The organism is Mesorhizobium sp. P2_B5, from assembly GCF_056404775.1.
In genome coordinates, this window is sequence record NZ_JBFUDJ010000002.1 from 211,456 (window position 1) to 231,557 (window position 20,102).

Annotated in this window: 15 protein-coding genes; 4 read left to right on the forward strand and 11 right to left on the reverse strand. The window is 63.4% G+C overall.

Going from position 1 to position 20,102, the window contains the following annotated elements; translation table 11 throughout:
* Position 1: 1 nt before the first annotated feature.
* The 11 genes from AC1D1N_RS07560 to AC1D1N_RS07610 form a co-directional block, all read right to left on the reverse strand.
* Positions 2–850 (reverse strand): DUF1194 domain-containing protein, encoded by an 849-nt coding sequence (locus AC1D1N_RS07560; RefSeq protein ID WP_436260460.1) that lies wholly within the window; start codon positions 848–850, stop codon positions 2–4.
* A 94-nt stretch (positions 851–944) separates the two neighbouring features.
* The gene (locus AC1D1N_RS07565; RefSeq protein ID WP_477347601.1) at positions 945–3,506 is read right to left on the reverse strand and encodes a GcvT family protein; all 2,562 of its coding nucleotides are present in this window, start codon (positions 3,504–3,506) and stop codon (positions 945–947) included.
* Between the two features lie 154 nt (positions 3,507–3,660).
* The gene (locus AC1D1N_RS07570) at positions 3,661–4,419 is read right to left on the reverse strand and encodes an FkbM family methyltransferase (protein ID WP_477347603.1); all 759 of its coding nucleotides are present in this window, start codon (positions 4,417–4,419) and stop codon (positions 3,661–3,663) included.
* Positions 4,416–5,651 carry a hypothetical protein gene (locus AC1D1N_RS07575; protein ID WP_477347605.1) on the reverse strand — a complete coding sequence of 412 codons (1,236 nt, stop codon included), beginning with the start codon at positions 5,649–5,651 and terminating at the stop codon, positions 4,416–4,418. Before AC1D1N_RS07575 ends, AC1D1N_RS07570 begins: the two co-directional genes overlap by 4 nt.
* A 15-nt stretch (positions 5,652–5,666) precedes the next feature.
* Positions 5,667–7,097 (reverse strand): aspartate aminotransferase family protein, encoded by a 1,431-nt coding sequence (locus AC1D1N_RS07580; RefSeq protein ID WP_477348823.1) that lies wholly within the window; start codon positions 7,095–7,097, stop codon positions 5,667–5,669.
* 66 nt (positions 7,098–7,163) lie between these two features.
* The gene (locus tag AC1D1N_RS07585; protein ID WP_436260464.1) at positions 7,164–8,171 is read right to left on the reverse strand and encodes an NAD-dependent epimerase/dehydratase family protein; all 1,008 of its coding nucleotides are present in this window, start codon (positions 8,169–8,171) and stop codon (positions 7,164–7,166) included.
* The gene (locus AC1D1N_RS07590; protein ID WP_112565444.1) at positions 8,168–8,602 is read right to left on the reverse strand and encodes an EamA family transporter; all 435 of its coding nucleotides are present in this window, start codon (positions 8,600–8,602) and stop codon (positions 8,168–8,170) included. The genes AC1D1N_RS07585 and AC1D1N_RS07590 overlap by 4 nt, the downstream gene beginning before the upstream one ends.
* Positions 8,603–8,724: 122 nt before the next feature.
* Positions 8,725–10,077 (reverse strand): FAD-binding oxidoreductase, encoded by a 1,353-nt coding sequence (locus AC1D1N_RS07595; protein ID WP_477347608.1) that lies wholly within the window; start codon positions 10,075–10,077, stop codon positions 8,725–8,727.
* A gap of 1 nt (position 10,078) precedes the next feature.
* Entirely contained in the window at positions 10,079–11,512 is a 1,434-nt protein-coding gene (locus AC1D1N_RS07600) for a UbiA family prenyltransferase (RefSeq protein WP_477347610.1), read from the reverse strand.
* Between the two features lie 207 nt (positions 11,513–11,719).
* On the reverse strand, positions 11,720–11,983 hold the full coding sequence (locus AC1D1N_RS07605) for a hypothetical protein (RefSeq protein WP_352560214.1): 264 nt from the start codon (positions 11,981–11,983) through the stop codon (positions 11,720–11,722).
* A gap of 144 nt (positions 11,984–12,127) precedes the next feature.
* Positions 12,128–14,617, reverse strand: coding sequence for a mechanosensitive ion channel family protein (locus tag AC1D1N_RS07610; RefSeq protein WP_477347612.1), 2,490 nt, complete (start codon positions 14,615–14,617; stop codon positions 12,128–12,130).
* Positions 14,618–14,801: 184 nt separating this feature from the next.
* Between AC1D1N_RS07610 and AC1D1N_RS07615 the strand changes: the two genes are divergently transcribed.
* The 4 genes from AC1D1N_RS07615 to AC1D1N_RS07630 are packed head-to-tail and all read left to right on the forward strand — an operon-like array spanning position 14,802 to position 19,956.
* Positions 14,802–16,061, forward strand: coding sequence for a sarcosine oxidase subunit beta (locus tag AC1D1N_RS07615; protein WP_477347614.1), 1,260 nt, complete (start codon positions 14,802–14,804; stop codon positions 16,059–16,061).
* Positions 16,062–16,071: 10 nt separating this feature from the next.
* The gene (locus AC1D1N_RS07620) at positions 16,072–16,368 is read left to right on the forward strand and encodes a sarcosine oxidase subunit delta (RefSeq protein ID WP_436260471.1); all 297 of its coding nucleotides are present in this window, start codon (positions 16,072–16,074) and stop codon (positions 16,366–16,368) included.
* A complete protein-coding gene (locus AC1D1N_RS07625; protein ID WP_477347616.1) occupies positions 16,365–19,361 on the forward strand; it encodes a sarcosine oxidase subunit alpha in 2,997 nt (998 codons plus the stop codon). The genes AC1D1N_RS07620 and AC1D1N_RS07625 overlap by 4 nt, the downstream gene beginning before the upstream one ends.
* On the forward strand, positions 19,354–19,956 hold the full coding sequence (locus AC1D1N_RS07630; RefSeq protein WP_477347618.1) for a sarcosine oxidase subunit gamma: 603 nt from the start codon (positions 19,354–19,356) through the stop codon (positions 19,954–19,956). Before AC1D1N_RS07625 ends, AC1D1N_RS07630 begins: the two co-directional genes overlap by 8 nt.
* The last annotated feature ends 146 nt before the right edge of the window (positions 19,957–20,102 follow it).

Here is a 20,102-nt window from a genome sequence, read left to right on the forward strand (position 1 = left end):
CCTAGCGCGCGTCGAACATCCAGCTGCGGTCGCGCCACATTTTTTCGCCGACCTGGCAGTCGGTCGGCCGGTCCTGCGCCAGCACCACAGGCGGGTGAGCGGCCTCTTCGCTTGCCCATTGCGGCGAAGCGGGGCCGGCCAGTTCCAGCACCAGCTTGCGGCGGATCGCTTCGGGAAACTGCGTCCAGTCATTGACCGGGATCATGAAGGATCCGGGACCGCCGATGACGCAGTCGCTATAATAGCGATCGAGATTGTTGACGTCATAGGCGCCGCCAAACCCGCCGCCGCGCGTCATCAGCGGCAGGCCGTTAATGATGATGCCTTGCTTGACCACCGCGTCGCGGGCGATGTCGACGGGTTCACCCTGGTTGTTGGGGCCATCACCGGAGATATCGATGACGCGCTTCGTTCCCTGAAAACCGCTTTCGGCAAAAAGGTCGCTGCCGAATTCCAGCGCACCCGAAATCGAAGTGCGCCGGGCGCTGGCCGGCGGATGGGCCGAAAGCTGCGCCGCGACCCGCTCCGCATCGGCCCGGCTGGCGATCACCGTCCACGGCACGACGACCTGTTGCGTGGTCGCTCCCGCCCATTCGACATAGGTGACGGCAACCTTGCCATAGGCGCCGTCGGCAATGGCCTGCAGCACATTGTCGTGTGTCAGCGCAGCCGCATAGCCGTGACGCTGAATTTCGAGTTCACCCGGCGACATGGACAGTGACACATCGACAGCCAGCACCAGTTCGACATCGACCGGCTCGGCGGCCTCAATCGGTGGTGTCAGCCAAACCACCAGCGCCAGCCCGGCGCTGCCTGAAAGGAGATGTCGTGCGCGCGAAAATGCAGACATGCCGCAAGGTAAGCGAGAATCAGCGGCTGACAAAGGGAAAAGCCCGGCTATGAGCCGGGCTTTGCATTCATACTTCCGCGATTGCGGCGTCCGCTCAACTTCTCGGCTTCAAATTCTCCGGATCGTAGAGCGGCTTGTAGCCGACACCAGCAACCTCGACGGGATAGGTCTCGCCAAAATACTCGACACTAAGCTTACGGCCTTCCTGGGCATAGGCCCGGGGCAGATAGGCGAGCGCGATGTTCTTGCCGATGGTCGGGCCATAGGCCACGGAGGTGGTGAAGGAGCGGCGGCCGAGTTCATCGACCAGCGTCTCGCCGGTCTTTGGATCCATCACCGGCATGGTGCCGACGGGATAGCGGGCGACGCCTTTGGGATCGACGTTCTCGGTCATCACCAGGGTGCACAGGATCGCCGGCTGATGGTCGCGGGCGCGATACTCGACGTGCTTCGCCTTGCCGCAGAAATCGTTCTCCTTGACCTTCGGTCGGGCAAGGTCTGCTTCCAGCAGATTGTACTCGGTCAGAAGGTCGGCATTCTGCAGCCGCAGGCTCTTTTCCATGCGCCGCGTGTTGGCGTAGGTCTCGACGCCGAACGGCATCACGCCGGTCGAGCGCAGCGCGTCCCAGACGGCCAGACCGTCTTCGTAGCGCATATGCAATTCCCAACCCTGCTCGCCGACATAGGAGATGCGGAAGGCGGTGACATCCTTGCCGCCGATCCTGACCGGCTTGATCGCCGCGAACGGGAAATTCTCGAGCGACAGGCCGTCCGGATTCTCGACCACCTTCTGCAGCGTCGTGCGGGCGTTCGGACCCCAGATGCCGATGGTGACAAACTTCTCCGTCACGTCGGTGACGGTGACATCAAAACCTTTGTCCTGCGCGGTGCGCTGCATGTAGCGGAAGTCGCGCGGGCCGGCGTCGGCGCCATCGATCAGACGGCAGCGATCGGCCATGCGGATCACGGTGAAGTCGGCGCGCACCATGCCTTCCTCGTCGAGGAAGTGGGTATAGATGCCCTTGCCGATGTTGTTGTCGCCGCCGATCTTGGCCGCGCACAGCCATTCCAGCAGCGCGACATGATCGGGCCCCTCAACGTCATACATCGAGAAATGCGACAGGTTGACGATGCCGCAATCCTCGCTCATCGCCAGGTGCTCGGCATTGGAGACGCGCCAGAAATGGCGGTTGTCCCACTCGTTCTCGCGCACGGGAACCCGGTTGCCATACTTCTCCAGCAGGTGCTCGTTGGCGGCGTAACCATGCGCGCGCTCCCAGCCGCCCAGCTCCATGAAGTAGCCGCCGAGTTCCTTCTCGCGCTCCCAGAACGGCGAGCGGCGAATGTTGCGGCCCTTGGAGAACGGCTCGCGTGGATGCACCGCCGGATTGTAGACCTTCATCGCCGTTTCGGTGCAGCGATCCCAGATGAACTGTTCCTTGGTCTGGTGTGGATAGAAGCGCGCATAGTCGATGGCGTGATGGTCGATCTCAGTGCGGCCGTCGGTCATCCAGTCGGCGATCAGCTTGCCCATGCCGGGCCCGTCCTTGACCCAGATGGCGACGGCGTACCACAGACCCCTCACCTTCTGGCTCTCGCCCATCGACGGGCCACCATCGGCGGTCACCTGCAAAAGGCCGTTGAAGGAATGGCTTTCATTGTAGCCGAGCTCGCCCAGGATCGGCGTCAGCTCCATGGCGCGCTCGAGCGGCGCCAGGATCTGCTCCATGTCGAGGTCGCGCTGCGACGGCGACAGCCGCGCCTGGTCCTTTTCCAGAAGGTCGCGCGGATGGCAAAGGCGCGGATTGGTCTCTTCGTAGTAGCCCCATTCGATCTGGCCGCCCTCGGCCGTCTTGGGATCGCCGGTGTCGCGCATATAGGCCGAATTGCCCTGGTCGCGCAGCAGCGGCCAGCCGATCTCCTTGCCGGTGCCGGCAAACTCGTTGTAGGGGCCGAAGAAGGTCAGCGGATGGTCGATCGGCATCACCGGCAGGTCTTCGCCGACCATCTCGGCGATCAGCCGGCCCCAGATGCCGGCGCAGACGACGACATAGTCGGCCATGATGGTGCCGCGGTCGGTGACGACGCCCTTGATGCGGCCCTCCTCGACTATGAGGGATTTGGCCGGCGTGTTGGCGAAGGATTTGAGTTTCCCCGACGCCTCCGCCTGGTCGACCAGCTTGCCGGCGACGGTCTGCGAGCGCGGAATGACCAGGCCGGCATCCGGATCCCACAGGCCGCCCTGCACCATGGACACTTCGATCAGCGGGAACTTTTCCTTGATCTCGGCCGGCTCGATAAGCCGGGCGCGGGTGCCGAAGGATTTGGCCGAAGCGATCTTGCGCTTGATCTCGTCCATGCGGCTGTCGTCGCCGACGCGCGCCACTTCGAGGCCGCCGATGCGGGCGTAATGGCCCATCTTCTCGTAGAAATCGATGGAATAGAGCGTCGTCCAGCAGGACAGGAAATCATGGCTCGTCGTGTAGCAAAAGTCCGAGGCATGCGCGGTCGAGCCGATATCGGTCGGGATGCCCGACTTGTCGATGCCGACAATGTCGGTCCAGCCGCGTTCGATCAGGTGATGGGCGATCGATGCGCCGACAATACCACCCAGGCCGACGATAACGACCTTCGCCTGTTTCGGAAACTCTGCCATTGCCCGCGACTCCAAGGGGATAAAGCGGGCGCGTCCGCGCCCGTTCGAATGGCGCACAATATGCAGAGGACGCGGATGGAGCTACCGCCTGTTTGCGACACGTCGCAGATGCGGCGCGACCAGCGCGCCGGCGTGTCGTCAGTGGCGATCTATCTCAGGCGAAGGCCCAGATGTCCTCGGCCTGGAAACCGACCTGGTAGCCCGCGGTCTTCAGCTTGACCACGACCTGGCCGATTTCCGGGGCCGGCAGCGCGCCGACCTCGACCTTGATCATGCCGGGACGGTAACGCTTGAGGTCGAGCTGTTCAAAGACGATCCAGTCGGCGCCCTCACAATCGACGAGGAAGGCGTCGATATGCGTGACGCCGTTGCGGTCGAGCAGCGTCTGCAGCGTTTCAGACGGCACCTCGATATCCCTGAGGTGCGGCGCGAATTTGTTGAAATTGGCATCGGCCTCGCCCCAGGCATTCTTGCCCGACATCAAATTGGTGTCGGTTACCGACGAGCAACCGATGAACTCGATCGGCAGCGTGCCGGCCTCGAGCGCTGCGGCATCGAACGTGTGGACCGTGATCGTGCCCTTGGCTTTTGTCACGGCCACCGGCTCGATGATGAAGCGTTCCGTGTCGGGGTAGTTGGCGCGCAGCCGTTTCTGATTGTACGGGATCGGCTCGACAAGCACGGCCCGCGCCTGCGGAATACGATGCAGCCATGGGGTGACGTCGTCGAACAGCGCACCGTCGCAAGCGCCGACATTGACCATCTGGAACGGTTGCCCGCCGCCGCTAAAGCGCGCCTTCAGCGCCGCCTTGGCCAGGAATTTCGTGCCGCGCAGCGACGGTCCGCGATCGAGCAGGCCGGCGGGCAGGCCGAGCGAAAGGGCAATGCGAGCCAGGCCGGATTCAGAACTCAAGGCTTATCTCCTGGTATGACCTGCAAGGCGATGGGCCGCCTTCCACCTGGGCTTGCCGACGTCCACAGTGCCATGACCGGCCCCACCAGCAGCAGGAACGGCGGCAAAAGGTTGGGGAAATAAATACGGGTATCGTGGATCGGGAAGACGGTGAATTTGGCCAGCACGCCGAGTACAAGTGCTGCCAGCAGAATGCCGGCGCGGCGATCGAGCCTAAAGCCGGCGCGGCTGAGCGCAAACCACCCGGCCAGCGCGAGCACTGAGACGCCGACCCAGCTGTTGAGCTCAATGGCTCGAAGGAAGGACGCGGCGAACGCCTTGAGATACGCGCCAACCGAAAACGGCGGCTCGAAACCATCCATATTGTAGTGCTGCTCGATGCTGGAGAACCACAGATGCGGCCACCAACCGGGATGTTGCGCCCAGTGCGAGATGGCGAAATAGGCGACGAAGGAAGCGGCAAAGCCGGCCAGCGCCCCCCATGCCCGCTGCCGGAAAACCAGCAGCAACACGGCGAAAATGGCCAGGAAAACAATATTGTCCGGCCGCGCCATGAAGGCGAGGAAAAGCAGGCTAGCGGTTGCCGCCTCGCGGCCGCGCACATAGGCAAGCAGGCCGCCGAGGAACAGCGCCGAGCACAAAAGATCCGGCGTCGAGGCGCGCGCCGCGTCGCCGAAATCGGCCATGATCAGCACCGCGCCGATCACGGGCGCCAGCGGCAGCGCACCTTCGGTTCGCAGCCAGAACAGCGTTATCGCCCCGAACAGCAGCACCGAGACCACTTGCAGCACCCGCATCGCCTCGACCGGGGACATTACCGCGCTCATCGTCGACAGCATTTCGGCGTAGAGAAACTTGATCCGGTACATGCCGAGCAGCGAGTGGAAGTCGGCGGCATTTTCAGCCATATGGCTGCGGAAGCCGCCGCCATCGTCGGTCAGCGCCTTGTAGTCGGCGGCCGACACGCCGGCCTGGACCGTGCTATAGGCATAGTCATGCAGCGCCTGCGCATCGGGGTACGTGCCCTCCTCGGCAACGGCGAGATAGGGCAGCATGTCCCAATTGGCGTCGGGCATCGTCCAGGCGGTGAAGGCCGTGAGCAGGATGTAGAGCGAAAACGCGATCGCGCCGATCGGCGCCGCCCATCGCGCATAAGTCCCCTCGCCCCACGCGAGAGCGGCAGCGGTCAGCCGGTCGAGTGTGCTTTGCGCGGCGGGAGGCTTGCTCAGCATTGTCAGGCTCGGGACTTAACGGACTTGGCTTTTGACGAAATCCTTCACGATCGACACGATGCCTCGCGACAACAGGCTGTCGAAGGCATCGACGAAACGATCGACTTGCTCGCGCTGGCAGATCAGCGGCGGCTCGAGACGGATGACGTTGCGGTTGTATTCGGTGAAGGCGACGAGCACGTCATAGTCGCGCAGCAACAGCGCGCCGACGAAACCCGACAGCGAACCCTTCAGCTTGTCGTCGAGCACGCTGACGATCGGCCGCAGCACCATCGGCAAGGTCTGCGAGAAATCGTGGAACTCGAGCCCGACCATGAAGCCCTTGCCGCGCACATCCTTGATGATCTTCGGATATTTTTCCTTCAACGCCTGCAGACGCTGCAGCAAGTAATCGCCGGTTGAGGCGGCGTTGTCGATCAGCCCCTCGTCATAGAGCACGTTGATGCCCTCGATCGCCGTGATGCAGGCCTCGCCCATGCCGCCGAAGGTGGCCATGGCGTGGATCATCGCCGTCTTCGGCGTGCCATAGGCCTTCATATAGACCTCGCGCCGCGCGATCATAGCACCGACCGCCGCCTTGCCGGCGCCGAGCGACTTGGCCAGCGCGGTCACATCAGGCACGACGCCGTAATGCTCGAAAGCATAGAAGCGGCCGGAACGGCCATAGCCGCACTGCACTTCGTCGGCCACCCACAGCACGCCATACTGGTCGCAGAGAGCGCGCAACTTCTGCCAGTATTGCGCCTCCGCCTGGATGATGCCGCCGCCGCCCTGGATGGTTTCGAGCACGATGACGCCGACTTCCGGATCGGAGCGGAACAGGCGCTCGACCGCTTCGATGTCGGCGAACGGGATGCGCACCGTGTTGTCCGCCATCTTGAAATCGGCGCGGTAGAGCTGGCCGTCGGTGATGCCCAGCACACCCTTGGTCTTGCCGTGGAAGGAGTTCTCGGCATAGACGATTTTGGGACGCTTAGGACCGGCAGCACGCTCGGCGAGCTTCACCGCTGCTTCCATAGCCTCCGAGCCGGACGAACCCAAAAACACCATGTCGAGATCGCCGGGCGAGCATTTGGCGATGTTGTGCGCGAGTGCGGCCGCATATTGCGACATGAAGGCGATGGCGATTTCCTGGCGCTTTTCCTCCTGGAATTTGCGGCGGGCCTCCAGGATGCGCGGATGGTTGTGGCCGAAGGCGAGCGAACCGAAGCCGCCGAAGAAGTCAAGAATCTTGCGGCCGTTCTGGTCGATATAGAACATGCCTTCGGCGCGTTCGATCTTGATCTTGTGGAAGCCGAGCAGCTTCATGAAATGCAGCTGGCCCGGGTTGAGATGCGCCTTGAACAGGTCGGTCATGCGCGCGACATCCATCGACTTCGCCTGCTCGACGCTGATCAGATCGGGCTTGGCAATAGTGGTGGGCGACAGCGCCGGCGCACTGACCATGGTGCGCGCGTTCGTCTGCTCAGGCTTGGCCATGACGGTCATCTCGGAGTTCTCCTGGTCGTCCCATTATTCAGCGGGGACATGATTGGCGTTGACGGCAAGCCCGTCCTTTTTGGCGCGGTATTCGCTGTAGGCCGCGATCAGCATGTCCTCGTCGCGATATTGCGGCACCCAGCCAAGCTGGCGCTCGGCCTTGGACACGTCGAGCACGCACTCCTCATCGGCGATCAGATATTGTTCCGGATCCATGATCGGCATGTTCATGAGATCGAGCAGGTCGAGCGTGCGCTTGACCGCCCAGCCCGGTGTTGGGATCAGCAACGATTTCGACCCGGCGTGCTTGATCAGGTCACCGAGCAATTTCCGAACCGGCGGCGGATTGAGCGAGCCCAGATTATAGGCCTCATTGGGCACGCCGGCCTTCCAGGCCGCGCGCGCAGCTTCCGCACAATCGAAAACAGAAATGAACTGATAGGGGTTCTTGCCTGAACCGATCATCGGCACCGGAAGGTTCCAGTCGATCAGCTTGAACAGTTTTTCCAATATGCCGAGACGGCCGGGGCCGATGATCAGGCGCGGCCGGAACAGCGAGATCGACATCCCGCGTTTGCGCCATTCGGCGGCGAGCTCTTCTGTCTTCTGCTTCGACCAGCCATATTCGCCGAGCGGGGCGACCGGATGCTCCTCGGTCATCGGCTGGGTCACCGTGTGGCCGTAGATCATGTCGGTGGTGTAGTGGACGAGCTTGGGCGCGCCGGCTTTGTCCATCGCCTGCATGATGTGTTCGGTGCCGTGGAAATTCACCGGGAAGAAGAAGTCGTGGCGCTTGGCCCGCACCTGGATCGGAGACAGCATCTTGGCCGACAGATTGTAGACCATGTCGTCGGCCTTCAATCCGACCTTGGCCACCGAGGCCGGATCGGTGACATCGCAGGTGACGAAACGGACCGAACGATAATGCGGCAGGTCGCTCTTGACGACATCGGCAACGACAACCTCTTCGCCGTCGGCCACAAGCTTCGGGGCAAGATGACGGCCGACGAAGCCGTCACCGCCGAAAATTATATGTCTCATCGAACGATCTCGTTTGTCTGGATCTTGTCGGGGTCAATGGAAGCCGTCTGATCGTCATGCCCCCGCCCGCTTTGCGCGATCAGCACGGTGCCGACGCAGATGAAGGCGATGCCGGCAATGCGCCAGGCGTTGAGGTCCTCGCGGAAGATGAAATAGGCGAAGATCGCGACCGCGACATAGGCAAGGCTGAGGAACGGATAGGCGAAGCTGAGCTCGACCTTGGAGAGCACATAGAGATGCGACGCCATCGAGATGACGAAGGTGCACAGGCCGAGGAACACCCATGGGCTGAAGACGATCTGCAGGAGCTTCAAAAGCGGGTTGGTGCCTTCGAACGAAATCGGGCCAAGCGACATCATGCCTTGCTTCAGCATCAGCTGAGCGGCGGCATTGGTCATGACTGTGAACAGAATGAAGACTATATATTTCATATTTTCCACTCGTCGCTTGCAAGCGTCCTATTACAAACCTGCAAACATTTCGTGAAGCCACGACAATGTTTGAACTACGCTGGGTTTTACGGTCTATTTACCATAATCTATTCGAATTCTGGCTATTGCGCCGCCTCGACGCGCGCCGGCCGCATGTCGAGCTTTTTCGCCGTCCGCAGCCAGAAACTGGACATGAACGCCGGGTCGCGCAGCGCCTCCAGCCGCTGCCAATCCGGGAAGGACGCCGCGAAAACATCGGCGCTCATGCGCGCATCCTTGTAAGGGTTGACCGCCCCGCCGGCCGCGACCGTGATGCGGTCGAGTTCGCCAAGCAGTGCCAGCGTCTTGCCGCCGCGATTGGGAAAATCGAGCGTCAGCGTGAAGCCGGGCCGCGGAAATGACAGAAGACCCGGCGAGCGGATCGACCCGAAGCGCTTCAGCACGGTGAGGAAAGAGCCCTGCCCGGCTCGCCGTGCGGCGTCGAGCAGCTCCGGCACGGTCTGGCGCGCGGCATGTTCCGGCACCACACTTTGGTGCTGGTAGAGACCTTTGGGGCCATAGAGCCGGTTCCAGTCACCGACGCCGTCCAGTGGAAAGAAAAAGCCCTGATAGCCGGTTTGGCACGGCGCCGCCGAGCGCCCTTTCTTCCACCGATAGGCGGCGTTGAAAGCAGTCAGGAACGGCCGGTTGAGGACGTTGAACGGCGGTTGGATCGGCACCGAAAGGCGGGAGCCGGCGCGCGACGCCGCATGCGAGCCATGCTCGGCGTGATTGCCTGACAACAACAGGCCGCGCCCGCGGCCATGGCCGCCGGCAAGCTGGTTGATCCAGGCGACGGCATATTCATTGGCCTGGTCGGCGGCCTCGGCCAGTTCGAAGAATTCACCGAGGTCGGCAAATCGCGCTGCCGTCTCGACGATGTCGAGAGAAGGCACCCGCATCAGCCGGATCGAGGCCGACAGGATTAGGCCAGTCAGCCCCATGCCGCCGATCGTCGCCGCAAACAGCCGGGCATTGTCCGTTGCCGAGCAGGTGTAGGTCCGCCCGTCCGAGCGCAGCAGCGTCAGCGATTCGACATGGCAACCAAAAGTGCCGCGCCGGTGATGGTTCTTGCCGTGAACGTCGTTGGCGATGGCGCCGCCAAGGGTCACGAACTGGGTGCCCGGAACCACCGCCGGAAAGAAGCCGTAGGGTGCGGCGTGCGCAATGATGTCGGACAGCAACACGCCGGCTTCGGCCTCGAGCAGGCCGGTCTCGGCGTCGAAGGCGCCGATACGGTTCAGCGGCCGCATGTCGACGACCGCGCCCGCCTCGTTCTGGCAGGAATCACCGTAGGAGCGACCGTTGCCATAGGCGAGCAAGCCGTTTGCCTTCGCCTTGCCGCTCTTCATCAGCTCGACAGCCGTATCGGCCGCGATGGTCCGCTTTGCGGCCGGCGTGGCGCGGCCGAAACTCTGGAACCGTTCGTCCGCCATGCTACCAGCCTCCGGCGACCAGCAGTGCTGCGCCGATAGCCACGATGATCTGGCTGCGCCAGTCGCGGATGATGAAGACGACCGGATCGTCGTTCATCTCGTCGCGGCGTGCCAGGATCCAGACGCGCATGGTCAAATAGAGCACGATCGGCGCCAGCGGCCAGACCAGCCAGGGATGCGGATAGAGTTCGCGCACGGCGGCGCTGTCCATATAGAGCGCCAGCACCAGCGCCGAGGAGAAGGCCGACGCCATGCCGGCCTGGGCGACGATCTCCTGGTCTTCGATGCGGTAGCCGCGGCCTGCAATACGCTCGCCCACTGGAATGGCCGTGGTGCGCAGTTCGACATAGCGCTTCACCAGCGCCAGCGACAGGAAGAAGAAAATCGAGAAGGCGAGCAGCCAGAACGAGACCTCGACGCCGGTTGCCGCGGCGCCCGCCAGCACGCGCACCGTGTAGAGGCCGGCCAGCGTCAGCACGTCGACCAGAAGCATGCGCTTGAACGACAGCGAATAGGCCGTGGTCACCACAATGTAGCCGGCGAGCACACCCAGGAACTCGATCGGCAACAGCAACCCGGCTGCAATGCCGATCGCCAACAGGCCGACCATCGCGCCGAGGCCGAACGGGATCGACAGCGCGCCGCTGGCGAACGGCCGGTTGCGTTTGGTCGGGTGCTTGCGGTCGAGCGCAAGGTCGAAGAAATCGTTGAGGATGTAGATCGCCGAAGCCACCGCGCTGAAGGAGACGAACGCCAGCATGCATTGCCAGATCATGTTGGCGTTGAAGTATTCGTGTGACAGCACCATCGGCACCGCGATCAGCGAATTCTTCAGCCACTGATGCATCCGCAGCATCTTGACGAATGTCTTCAACGTCCTTTCTTGCGCCGGCACCATTTCGGCGCTATGCGCGGTCTGCCAGCGCTTCGCGTGGCGGTCGGGCGCCACGACGATGGCGTCGCGCGCGGCTTCGAAAACCTTGAGATCGTGACGGCTGTTACCGGCATAGTCGAAACCGCCATCGCCATAGGCGGCGATGAGCGCGTCGCGCTTGCGGCCCGAGGTCATGTTGTGTGGACCGTCGGTCGCCAGCACATAGTCGAAGATGCCCAGATGGGCGGCGATCGCCTCGGCGAACTTGCGTGGCGTTCCTGTCGCCAGCACGATCTTGCGGCCGTCCACATGGTCGGCTCGCAGGCGCTGCAGCAGTGCTTCGCGATAGGGTAGCGCGGCCGGATCGATGTCGATGCGGTCGGCGATGGCTTGCTTCAGCCGCGCCGGGCCGGCGGCCAGCCAGAACGGAACCAGGAAGATATAGAGCGGATTCTTCTTGAGAAGGATGAACAGGCCTTCCCACAAAAGGTCGGTCGCAATCAGCGTGCCGTCGAGGTCGACCGCAAGCGGGATTGCGTTCTTGTCCGACCGCGCATCCATGTCTGTCCTGTCCTGCTCATAAACCCGTCGCGCCGTGTTTCGGCGTCTTTGCAAGGGTATAGCGGCGGAACGGCGCAGTGAACGTTAAAACGCCTGGTTGCAGCCGGTAGGCGCGACGATATTTCCCGCGTCATTGTTAAGCAATCACTACCACGAACAATAAAAGGCCGGGCATTGCCCGGCCTTTGCAAGAGCTGCCCGCCAACTTTACTTGATGCGAGCGACGCCACCCGAAATTTCGACCGTTTCCGAGCCGGTCAGGGCCTCGAGGTCACCATTGGGTAAGGTGACGAAACAGCCGTTGGGGCAGAATTCCACTGTTTCGCCGGCGGCTAGCGCCAGCTCCGTCTTGCCGCCGCCTTCCGTCACGATCAGCATACGGGTCTCAGCGTCCTTGTTGACCGCGCTGGCGGCAAAGGCCGAGCCACTCGCTGCGGTAAGGGCGATGGCGACGACGAGCGACTTCCACATTTTGCAATATCGGTGTTTCCACACCGCCTCTGTTGCATTTCGCAAGGCATTCTCGCCTTTGCATGTGAGCTTATATGAGATGCAAGCTGAACCGCAACTGAATGCCGCATTCATGCCGCAATTGGTTTGGGAGGAGCCCGGGCCCTAGCTGGGATCGGGTTTGCGCGCCTTGCGGCCTGATTTGGCCAGGCGCGCCTTCTCGGCGGCGGCTTCGGCCTCCGCCTGCTCCTTCTCGGCGAATTCGACTTCGATCTTGTCGTCGTCGAGCGGCCATGCCTCGGTCTGCTTGACCTTGACTTCGGCGCGCGGCGTCGAGGGGATTTCGATATGTTCGGCGTCAAAAGCATCGAGCACGGCAAAGCGGATATCGTTCTGCACGATGGCCCCGTTCAGCACATCGGCGAGAAACACGCGGATCTCGAACTCGAGTGCCGCCGCACCGAAATTGGTGAACAGCACGAAGGGCTCCGGGTTCTTCAGGACCAGCGGATGGCCACGCGCAATCTCCAAGAGGATGGCGTGCACCCGCTTGACGTCGCTGCCATAGGCGACGCCGACCTTGATCTCCACACGCCCAAGCTTGTTGCGGTGCGTCCAGTTGCCGACGGCGTTGTTGATCAGGTTCGAGTTGGGCAGGATCACCGACTGCCGCTGGAAGGTCTCGATCTCGGTGGCGCGCACGCTGATCTTCTTGACCGTGCCTGAGGTGTCGCCGGCGACGATCCAGTCACCGACCTTGAAAGGCCGCTCGGCCAGCAGGATCAGGCCGGACACGAAGTTGGAGACGACATTCTGCAGGCCAAAACCGATACCCAACGAAAGTGCGCCGGCAACGAGTGCCAGGTTGGAGAGGTCGATGCCCGCCGCCGAGATGCCAACGAGACCGGCGACCGCGACGCCGGCATAACCGACCGCCAGCCGGATCGAATTGCGCACGCCGGTATCGACCTTGCCGCGCGCCATCACCGAGCCGTCGAGCCAGCCCTGGAACCAGCGGGTCAGGAAATAGCCGATGATGAAAACGACGATGCCGCTGAGGATGCCGGTGACCGAAATCGTCACCGAGCCGATGGTGATGCCTGTTGCCAGCTTGTAGGCCCAAGCCTGGATGTCGCCGGGCTGGAACCCCCACATAAACAGGATCAGCGGCAGGAACACCAGCACGATCATCAGATTGATGGCGACGCTGACGACCAGGCCGAGCTGGTCGAGCGCGGTGTCCTCGTAGCTGGCATTGGCCGACAGCCAGCGCCCGATCGAGGTGCCGGCGAAACCGCCCTCCTCGCCGATCTCGCGTGCCGACAGAAAGCCGATATAGGCGGTGACCAGGATGGTGCCGGTGACCACGACCTGGACCGAAACGAAGATTGCCAGGCCGATATAGCCGAACAGCGCTGCCACAATGGTGGCCAGGCCGAGCGCGATGGCGGTATAGCGCAGCCAGGTTGGCCATGGACGCCAGCTTCCATCGGAGCCCTTGTACGGCCTCAGCAGCGCCATCAGGATCAGGATGACGCCGACGATGATGGCGGCGACAAAACTTCTGGCGACCGTCAGCGACAGCGGCGAGCCCATACTGTCGTTGACCACCGCCAGGAAATAGTGGACGCCGATGACAATCGCCATGGCTGTCGTCAGCCGCACCAGCCAACGCGCCGGGCCGGTCTCAACCTGGATCAGGCGCCAGTTCGGCTGCCGCGGTTCCAGCGCCGCATTGGTCAGGCGGTTGACGCAGAAAACGACGGCGATGACGCCAGCCAGCGCGTTGAGGAAGAGGCCGATGTCGCCGCGCAGCACATTGTAATAATTGTACAGGAAGACCGTCGAAGCGAGAAAGGCGCCGACCGCCAGCGTCGGCAGCAAGGTCGACCAGAACGCCACCGAAAGGCGGCTGAGATAGGTGGGGTCCTCGACCGATGGATCGGCTTCGAAGATACGCCCGAACAGGCGGCGTCCGCCGACGAACAATATCGCGGCCAGCCCCAACGACATGAAGGTCGCCGCGAGCATCGCCTGGAACTTGAACTTGAAGGCAAAGGTGAGCCAGGACGACACCGCCCTGAAAAGGTTGGCGTATTCGTCGCGGGCGTCGGAAAAAACCTGCGGGCTCAGCACGTCGGACAGCACATAGCGCTTGGTCAGCAGGTTGCGGAACAGTTCGCTGCGCATATTGCCGATCTTGTCGATCAGCCCGCTGATGCGGATCGACAGGTTCTGAGCGCTGGCGACAACCGCGTTGATCTCGGCCTTTTCCGATGCCAGCGCCTGGCGCTCGCCGGTCACGATGTCGGGCTCCTGCGGCTGGCCCGCCGCCGGAGGAGGACCCAGCACCTCGATGCGATTGTTGATGTCGGTGAGCCGCGAACGGAACGCCAGCGCACTGGTCAGCGCCGCCCGCGACAAATCCTCCAGCTGCAGACGGATATCGACGAGGGAGGCATCGTCCTCGCCGTCCTGCTGTATTTTCTTCTCGAGATCGTCGGTCTTGGCCGTCAGGCCCTGGATGACCTTCTGCTGATCGGTGATCAAGCCGGCGGAGCCCTGGCCCAGCGCCTGCGCCATCGCCTCGAACGAAGGCGACGCCGAAATGATCAGCGTGAAAACCAAAATGAGGCGAAGCAATCTCAAAAGCATGACTATTGGCGACTCACGGGCGGCAAAGGCATTCAAAAAGCCTGTCCTTGATAAAGACGGCCATATCGTGGGGCAAGCCGTCGCATCGCGGCGTCGGCCAGTCGAAAAGCCATGGCGCAATCTTGGCTTTGCACCCGCCGCCTGCTCTATAGTCTGCCGCATCGCACCAAGGATGGCATGAAGAATGGCCGAATATTCAGCCCTTTCGCTTCTCACGAACGCGCTCAAGGGAAACCAGGACTGGAAGCCGGCCTGGCGCAAGCCCGAGCCCAAGGCCTCCTATGATGTCATCATCATCGGCGGCGGCGGCCATGGCCTGTCGACGGCGTATTATCTGGCCAAGGAGCACGGCATCACCAATGTCGCGGTGCTGGAGAAGGGCTGGCTGGGCTCCGGCAATGTCGGCCGTAACACCACGGCGGTGCGCTCCAACTACCTCCTGCCCTCCAACACCCGCTTCTACGAACATTCGATGAAGATGTGGGAGAACCTGTCACACGACCTCAACTACAACGTCATGTTCTCGCAGCGCGGCTGCCTGAACCTGGCCCATACGCCGGCCCAGTTCGACGACTATGCACGGCGCGGCAACGCTATGCGCCATCTCGGCGTCGACGCCGAGTTGATGAGCACCGCCGAGATCAAGCGGCTGGTGCCGGCGCTGGACGTTTCGGCCTCGGCGCGCTTTCCGATCGTCGGCGGCCTGATGCAGCCGCGCGCCGGTACGGCCCGCCACGATGCGGTGGCCTGGGGCTATGCGCGCGGCGCCGACCGGCGCGGCGTCGACATCGTCGAGAATTGCGAGGTCACCGGCTTCCTGCGCGACGGCGACCGCATCACCGGCGTGCAAACGACGCGCGGCGAAATCCGCGGCAAGAAGGTCGCTGTGGCGGTTGCCGGCAGCACCGGACGGGTGATGCAGCTTGCCGGCGTCGACAGAATGCCGATCGAGAGCCATGTGCTGCAGGCCTTCGTCACCGAATCGCTAAAACCCTTCATCGACACGGTGCTGACCTTCGGCATGGGCCATTTCTATATGTCACAGTCCGACAAGGGCGGCCTCGTCTATGGCGGCGACATTGACGGCTACAACAGCTACGCCCAGCGCGGCAACCTGCCCATCGTCGACGAGGTTATGAGCGAGATGCTGGCGCTGTTTCCCGGCCTTGCCCGCGTGCGCATGCTGCGCTCCTGGGGGGGCGTCTGCGATATGTCGATGGACGGTTCGCCGATCATCACCACCGGGCCGCTGCCGGGCATGTATCTCAATTGCGGCTGGTGCTATGGCGGCTTCAAGGCGACGCCGGCCTCAGGCTGGTGCTTTGCATACACCATCGCCAAGGACGAGCCGCACGACTTCAACGCGCCCTTCACGCTCGACCGTTTTTATCGCGGCATGGTGATCGACGACAAGGGCCAGGGCGCAACGCCTCGGCTGCATTAGGGTTCAAAACATGCTTATCACCTGTCCCTATTGCGGCCCGCGCGACGTCATCGAGTTCACCTATCAGGGCGACGGCAACCGCGAGCGCCCGCAGCCCAACTCGCAGGATCTCGACGCCTGGAACGCCTATGTCTACGACCGACTGAACCCGGCCGGCGACCACAATGAGATCTGGCAGCACTCCGGCGGCTGCCGCACGCATCTGAGGGTTGTGCGCAACACGGTCACGCATGAGATTTCCAGCACCGGTTTCGCGCGCGGCGACCACAATGCCGCCGCCCGGCATAAGGCGGGGGGCAAGTCGTGAGCCCGCGTCGCATCGAAACCGGCGGCCGCATCGACCGGCTGCGCACCATCCGCTTCACCTTCGACGGCGTGCCCTACACCGGCCATGCCGGCGACACGCTGGCCTCGGCCTTGCTTGCCAACGGCGTTACGCTGTTCGGCCGCTCGTTCAAATACCACCGCCCGCGCGGCGTGCTGTCGGCCGGCGTCGAGGAGCCTAACGCGCTTGTGGCCGTGCTACGCGGCGAAGTCCGCGAGCCCAACATCGCCGCGACCATGGTCGAGATCTATGACGGGCTGGTGGCCGTCAGCCAGAACCGTTTCCCCTCGCTCGCCTGGGACGTCAACGCCATCAACCAGCTCGGCGGCAAGATCCTGGCCGCCGGCTTCTACTACAAGACCTTCATGGGTCCGGTCTTCGGCCCGCTCAAAGGCACCCGTTTCTGGATGTTCTGCGAGCATTTCATCCGCCGTGCCGCGGGTCTCGGCAAGGCCGGCATTGCCGCCGACACTTCGCGCTACGAGCGCATGAATGCGTTTTGCGATGTGCTGGTCGTCGGCTCCGGCCCGGCCGGCCTGTCGGCCGCAAAGACGGCCGCCGATCAGGGCGCGCGCGTCATCCTGGCCGAGCTTGAGCCGCGTTTCGGCGGCTCGGCCAACTGGTCGGGCGAGACCATCGACGGCGCGCCGGCCGCCGACTGGGCGGCGCGCACCGTCAGCCAACTCGAAGGCCACGACACGGTCCGCCTGCTGCCGCGCACCACGGTGTGGGGCTATTATGACGGCAACACGCTGGCCGCACTCGAGCGCGTCACCGATCACAAGGAAGTGCCTGGCAAGGGCGAACCGCGCCATCGCTACTGGGCCATCCGCGCCAAAACGGTGGTGCTGGCCACCGGCTCTTTTGAGCGGCCGCTGGTGTTTCCAGGCAATGACCGGCCGGGCGTTATGCTGGCGCATGCGGCCGAGCGCTATGCCAATGACTATGGCGTGCTGCCCGGCGACAGGATTGCGCTGTTCACCAACAATGACGGCGCCTATCGCTCGGCGCTGGCGCTGAAGAAGGCCGGCGCGGCCATTGTCGCCATCGTCGACGTGCGCCCCGAGCTTTCCTCTGAGATGCGAAGCCTGGCCACCGAGGCCGAGGCTGAAATCCTCTCCGGCCATGCCGTGGTCGCCACCGAGGGCGGCAAGGCGCTCTCCGGCCTCAAGGTGCAGCGCTTCGACATGAACTCCGGCTTGCTCAGCGGTGACGCCCGCAGCATCCACGCCGATTGCCTGCTGATGTCGGGCGGCTGGTCGCCGACGATCCATCTCGCCAGCCAGGCCGGCGCGAGGGCCGAATGGAACCCTGCCCGCCAGGCCTTCCTGCCGCCCAAGCCGACCCAACAGCGCTGGATCGGCGCGGGCGCTTTCAATGGCAGCTTTTCGACCGTCGAAGCCATCACTGAGGGCCGCGCCGCCGGCCTGTCCTCGGCAGGCGGCGCAAGCGCGCCGGCAGCCTTGCCTGATGTCGAAGCAGCCCCTGGGGATCCCAATCCGGCGCCGGTGTTCGAGATCAAGGCGAAAGGCAAAAGCTTTGTCGACTTCCAGCACGACGTCACCGCCGAAGACGTGCGGCTGGCGCATCGCGAAGGCTTTGTCTCGGTCGAGCACCTGAAGCGCTACACCACGCTCGGCATGGCGACCGACCAGGGCAAGAACTCCAATGTGCCCGGTCTCGCCATCATGGCCGAGGCGTTGGGCAAACCGATCCCCGAAGTCGGCACGACACGCTTCCGCCCGCCCTATTCGGCGGTGTCGATCGGCTCGCTCGCTGCCGAACGTTTCGGCGATCTGAAGCCCGAGCGGCTGACGCCGATGCATGACTGGCACCTCGCCAATGGCGCGACCATGTATTCGGCCGGCCTCTGGTTCCGGCCGATGATCTACGGCCTTGCCGGCGAGACGATCGAGCAGGCCTATGTTCGTGAAGCCAAGGCGACGCGCGAGAGCGCCGGCATCGTCGACGTCTCGACGCTGGGCAAGATCGCCGTGCAGGGACCGGATGCGGCGGAATTCCTCGACCGCGTCTACACCAACATGTTTTCCACGCTTGCCGTCGGCAAGGCCCGCTACGGGCTGATGCTGCGCGAAGACGGGCTCGCCTTCGACGACGGAACCACATGGCGGCTGGGCGAACAGGATTTCCTGATGACCACCACCACGGCCAATGCCGGCAAGGTGATGCAGCATCTGGAATATTTCCTCGACGTCATCTGGCCGGAGCTGAAGGTGCACGTCACCTCGGTGACCGACGAATGGGCAGGTGCCGCGATCGGTGGGCCGAAGGCTCGGGCCATCCTCGCCGCTTGCATCACCGGCACCGCCGTCGACAACACAGCCCTGCCCTTCATGGGCATTGTGCATGGACAGATTGCCGGCGTTCCGGTGATGATTTGCCGGCTGTCGTTCTCCGGCGAGATGGCCTTCGAGGTCTATTCCGGCGCAGGCTACGGCACACATGTCTGGGAAGCCTTGATCGAAGCCGGCAAGCCGTTCGGCCTGGTCACCTACGGGCTGGAGGCGCTGGGCACGATGCGTATCGAAAAGGGCCACGTCACCGGCGCCGAGATCGACGGCCGCACCACGGCGCGCGACCTGCATCTCGACTGGATGCTATCGAAGAAGAAGCCGTTCGTCGGCTCGGCGATGATGGACCGCGAAGGCCTGATCGCGCCCGACCGGCTGCAGCTGGTCGGCCTGGTCTCGCTCGACAACCTGCCGCTTAACGGCGGCGCCCACATCGTGGCGGAACTGGACGAGACCAATCCGCACGATTCGCTCGGTCACATCACCGCCTGCTGCTATTCGCCGGCACTCGGCAAGCATATCGCGCTGGCCCTGGTCGAGGGCGGCAAGGCGAGGCATGGGACCCGAGCGTTCGTCTCCGATCCGCTGCGCAAGCGTTTCGGGCCGGTCGAGATCGTCTCCAACCACTTCTACGACCCGGACGGGAGCCGCATGCATGGCTGAGCGCCAATCACCCGAACGCCTTTCGCCGCTCGAGCCGGTGTTCCATCCGGGTTCCCACGGCAATTTCGAACATGGCGTCGATGTCATCCTGACCGAGACCCGGCCGGGCTCGATCCTGCAGCTTGCCGCATGGCCGGGCGCGGAGAAGCAGCTGATCGATGCGATCCGCAAGGTCACCGGCCTCGCGCTGCCCGATGGCGCCGGCGGCGGCGTTGCCAGGGACGGCAAGGCCGTATTCGGCTTCGCGCCGGGAAAGTTCACGGTCGTTGACGAGGCCGAGGGCCTGGCATCGGCCTTTTCCAAGGCCGTCACCCCGGCCATCGGCACCGTCACCGACCTGTCGCATGGCCGCACCGCCATCCGCATCGCCGGGCCGAAGGCCGAATGGGTGCTGGCGAAATTCTTCGCCATTGACTTCGCTTTGGCCGCCTTCCCCATCGGCGCCGGTCGCTCGACCACCCATCACGATATCTTCGCCCAGATCCAGCGCACCGGCGCCGACCAGTTCGACATCTATGTCTTCCGCTCCTTCGCCCGTTCGTTCTGGAAGGCGCTTTGTCACGCCAGCGAGGAAGTCGGCTACGAGGTGCAGTAGGTGGCCGAATAGCCGTTCTGGCATCAAGGCCAGCCGGTTCTGCCGCTAGAGAATCCTGCCGCGTGCGCCCATGGTAGAAGATGTGACCGCCCAACCGGTCCAAGGGATCAAGAAATCCCGTCTCAGAGTCGGCATAGTCGTTTGGT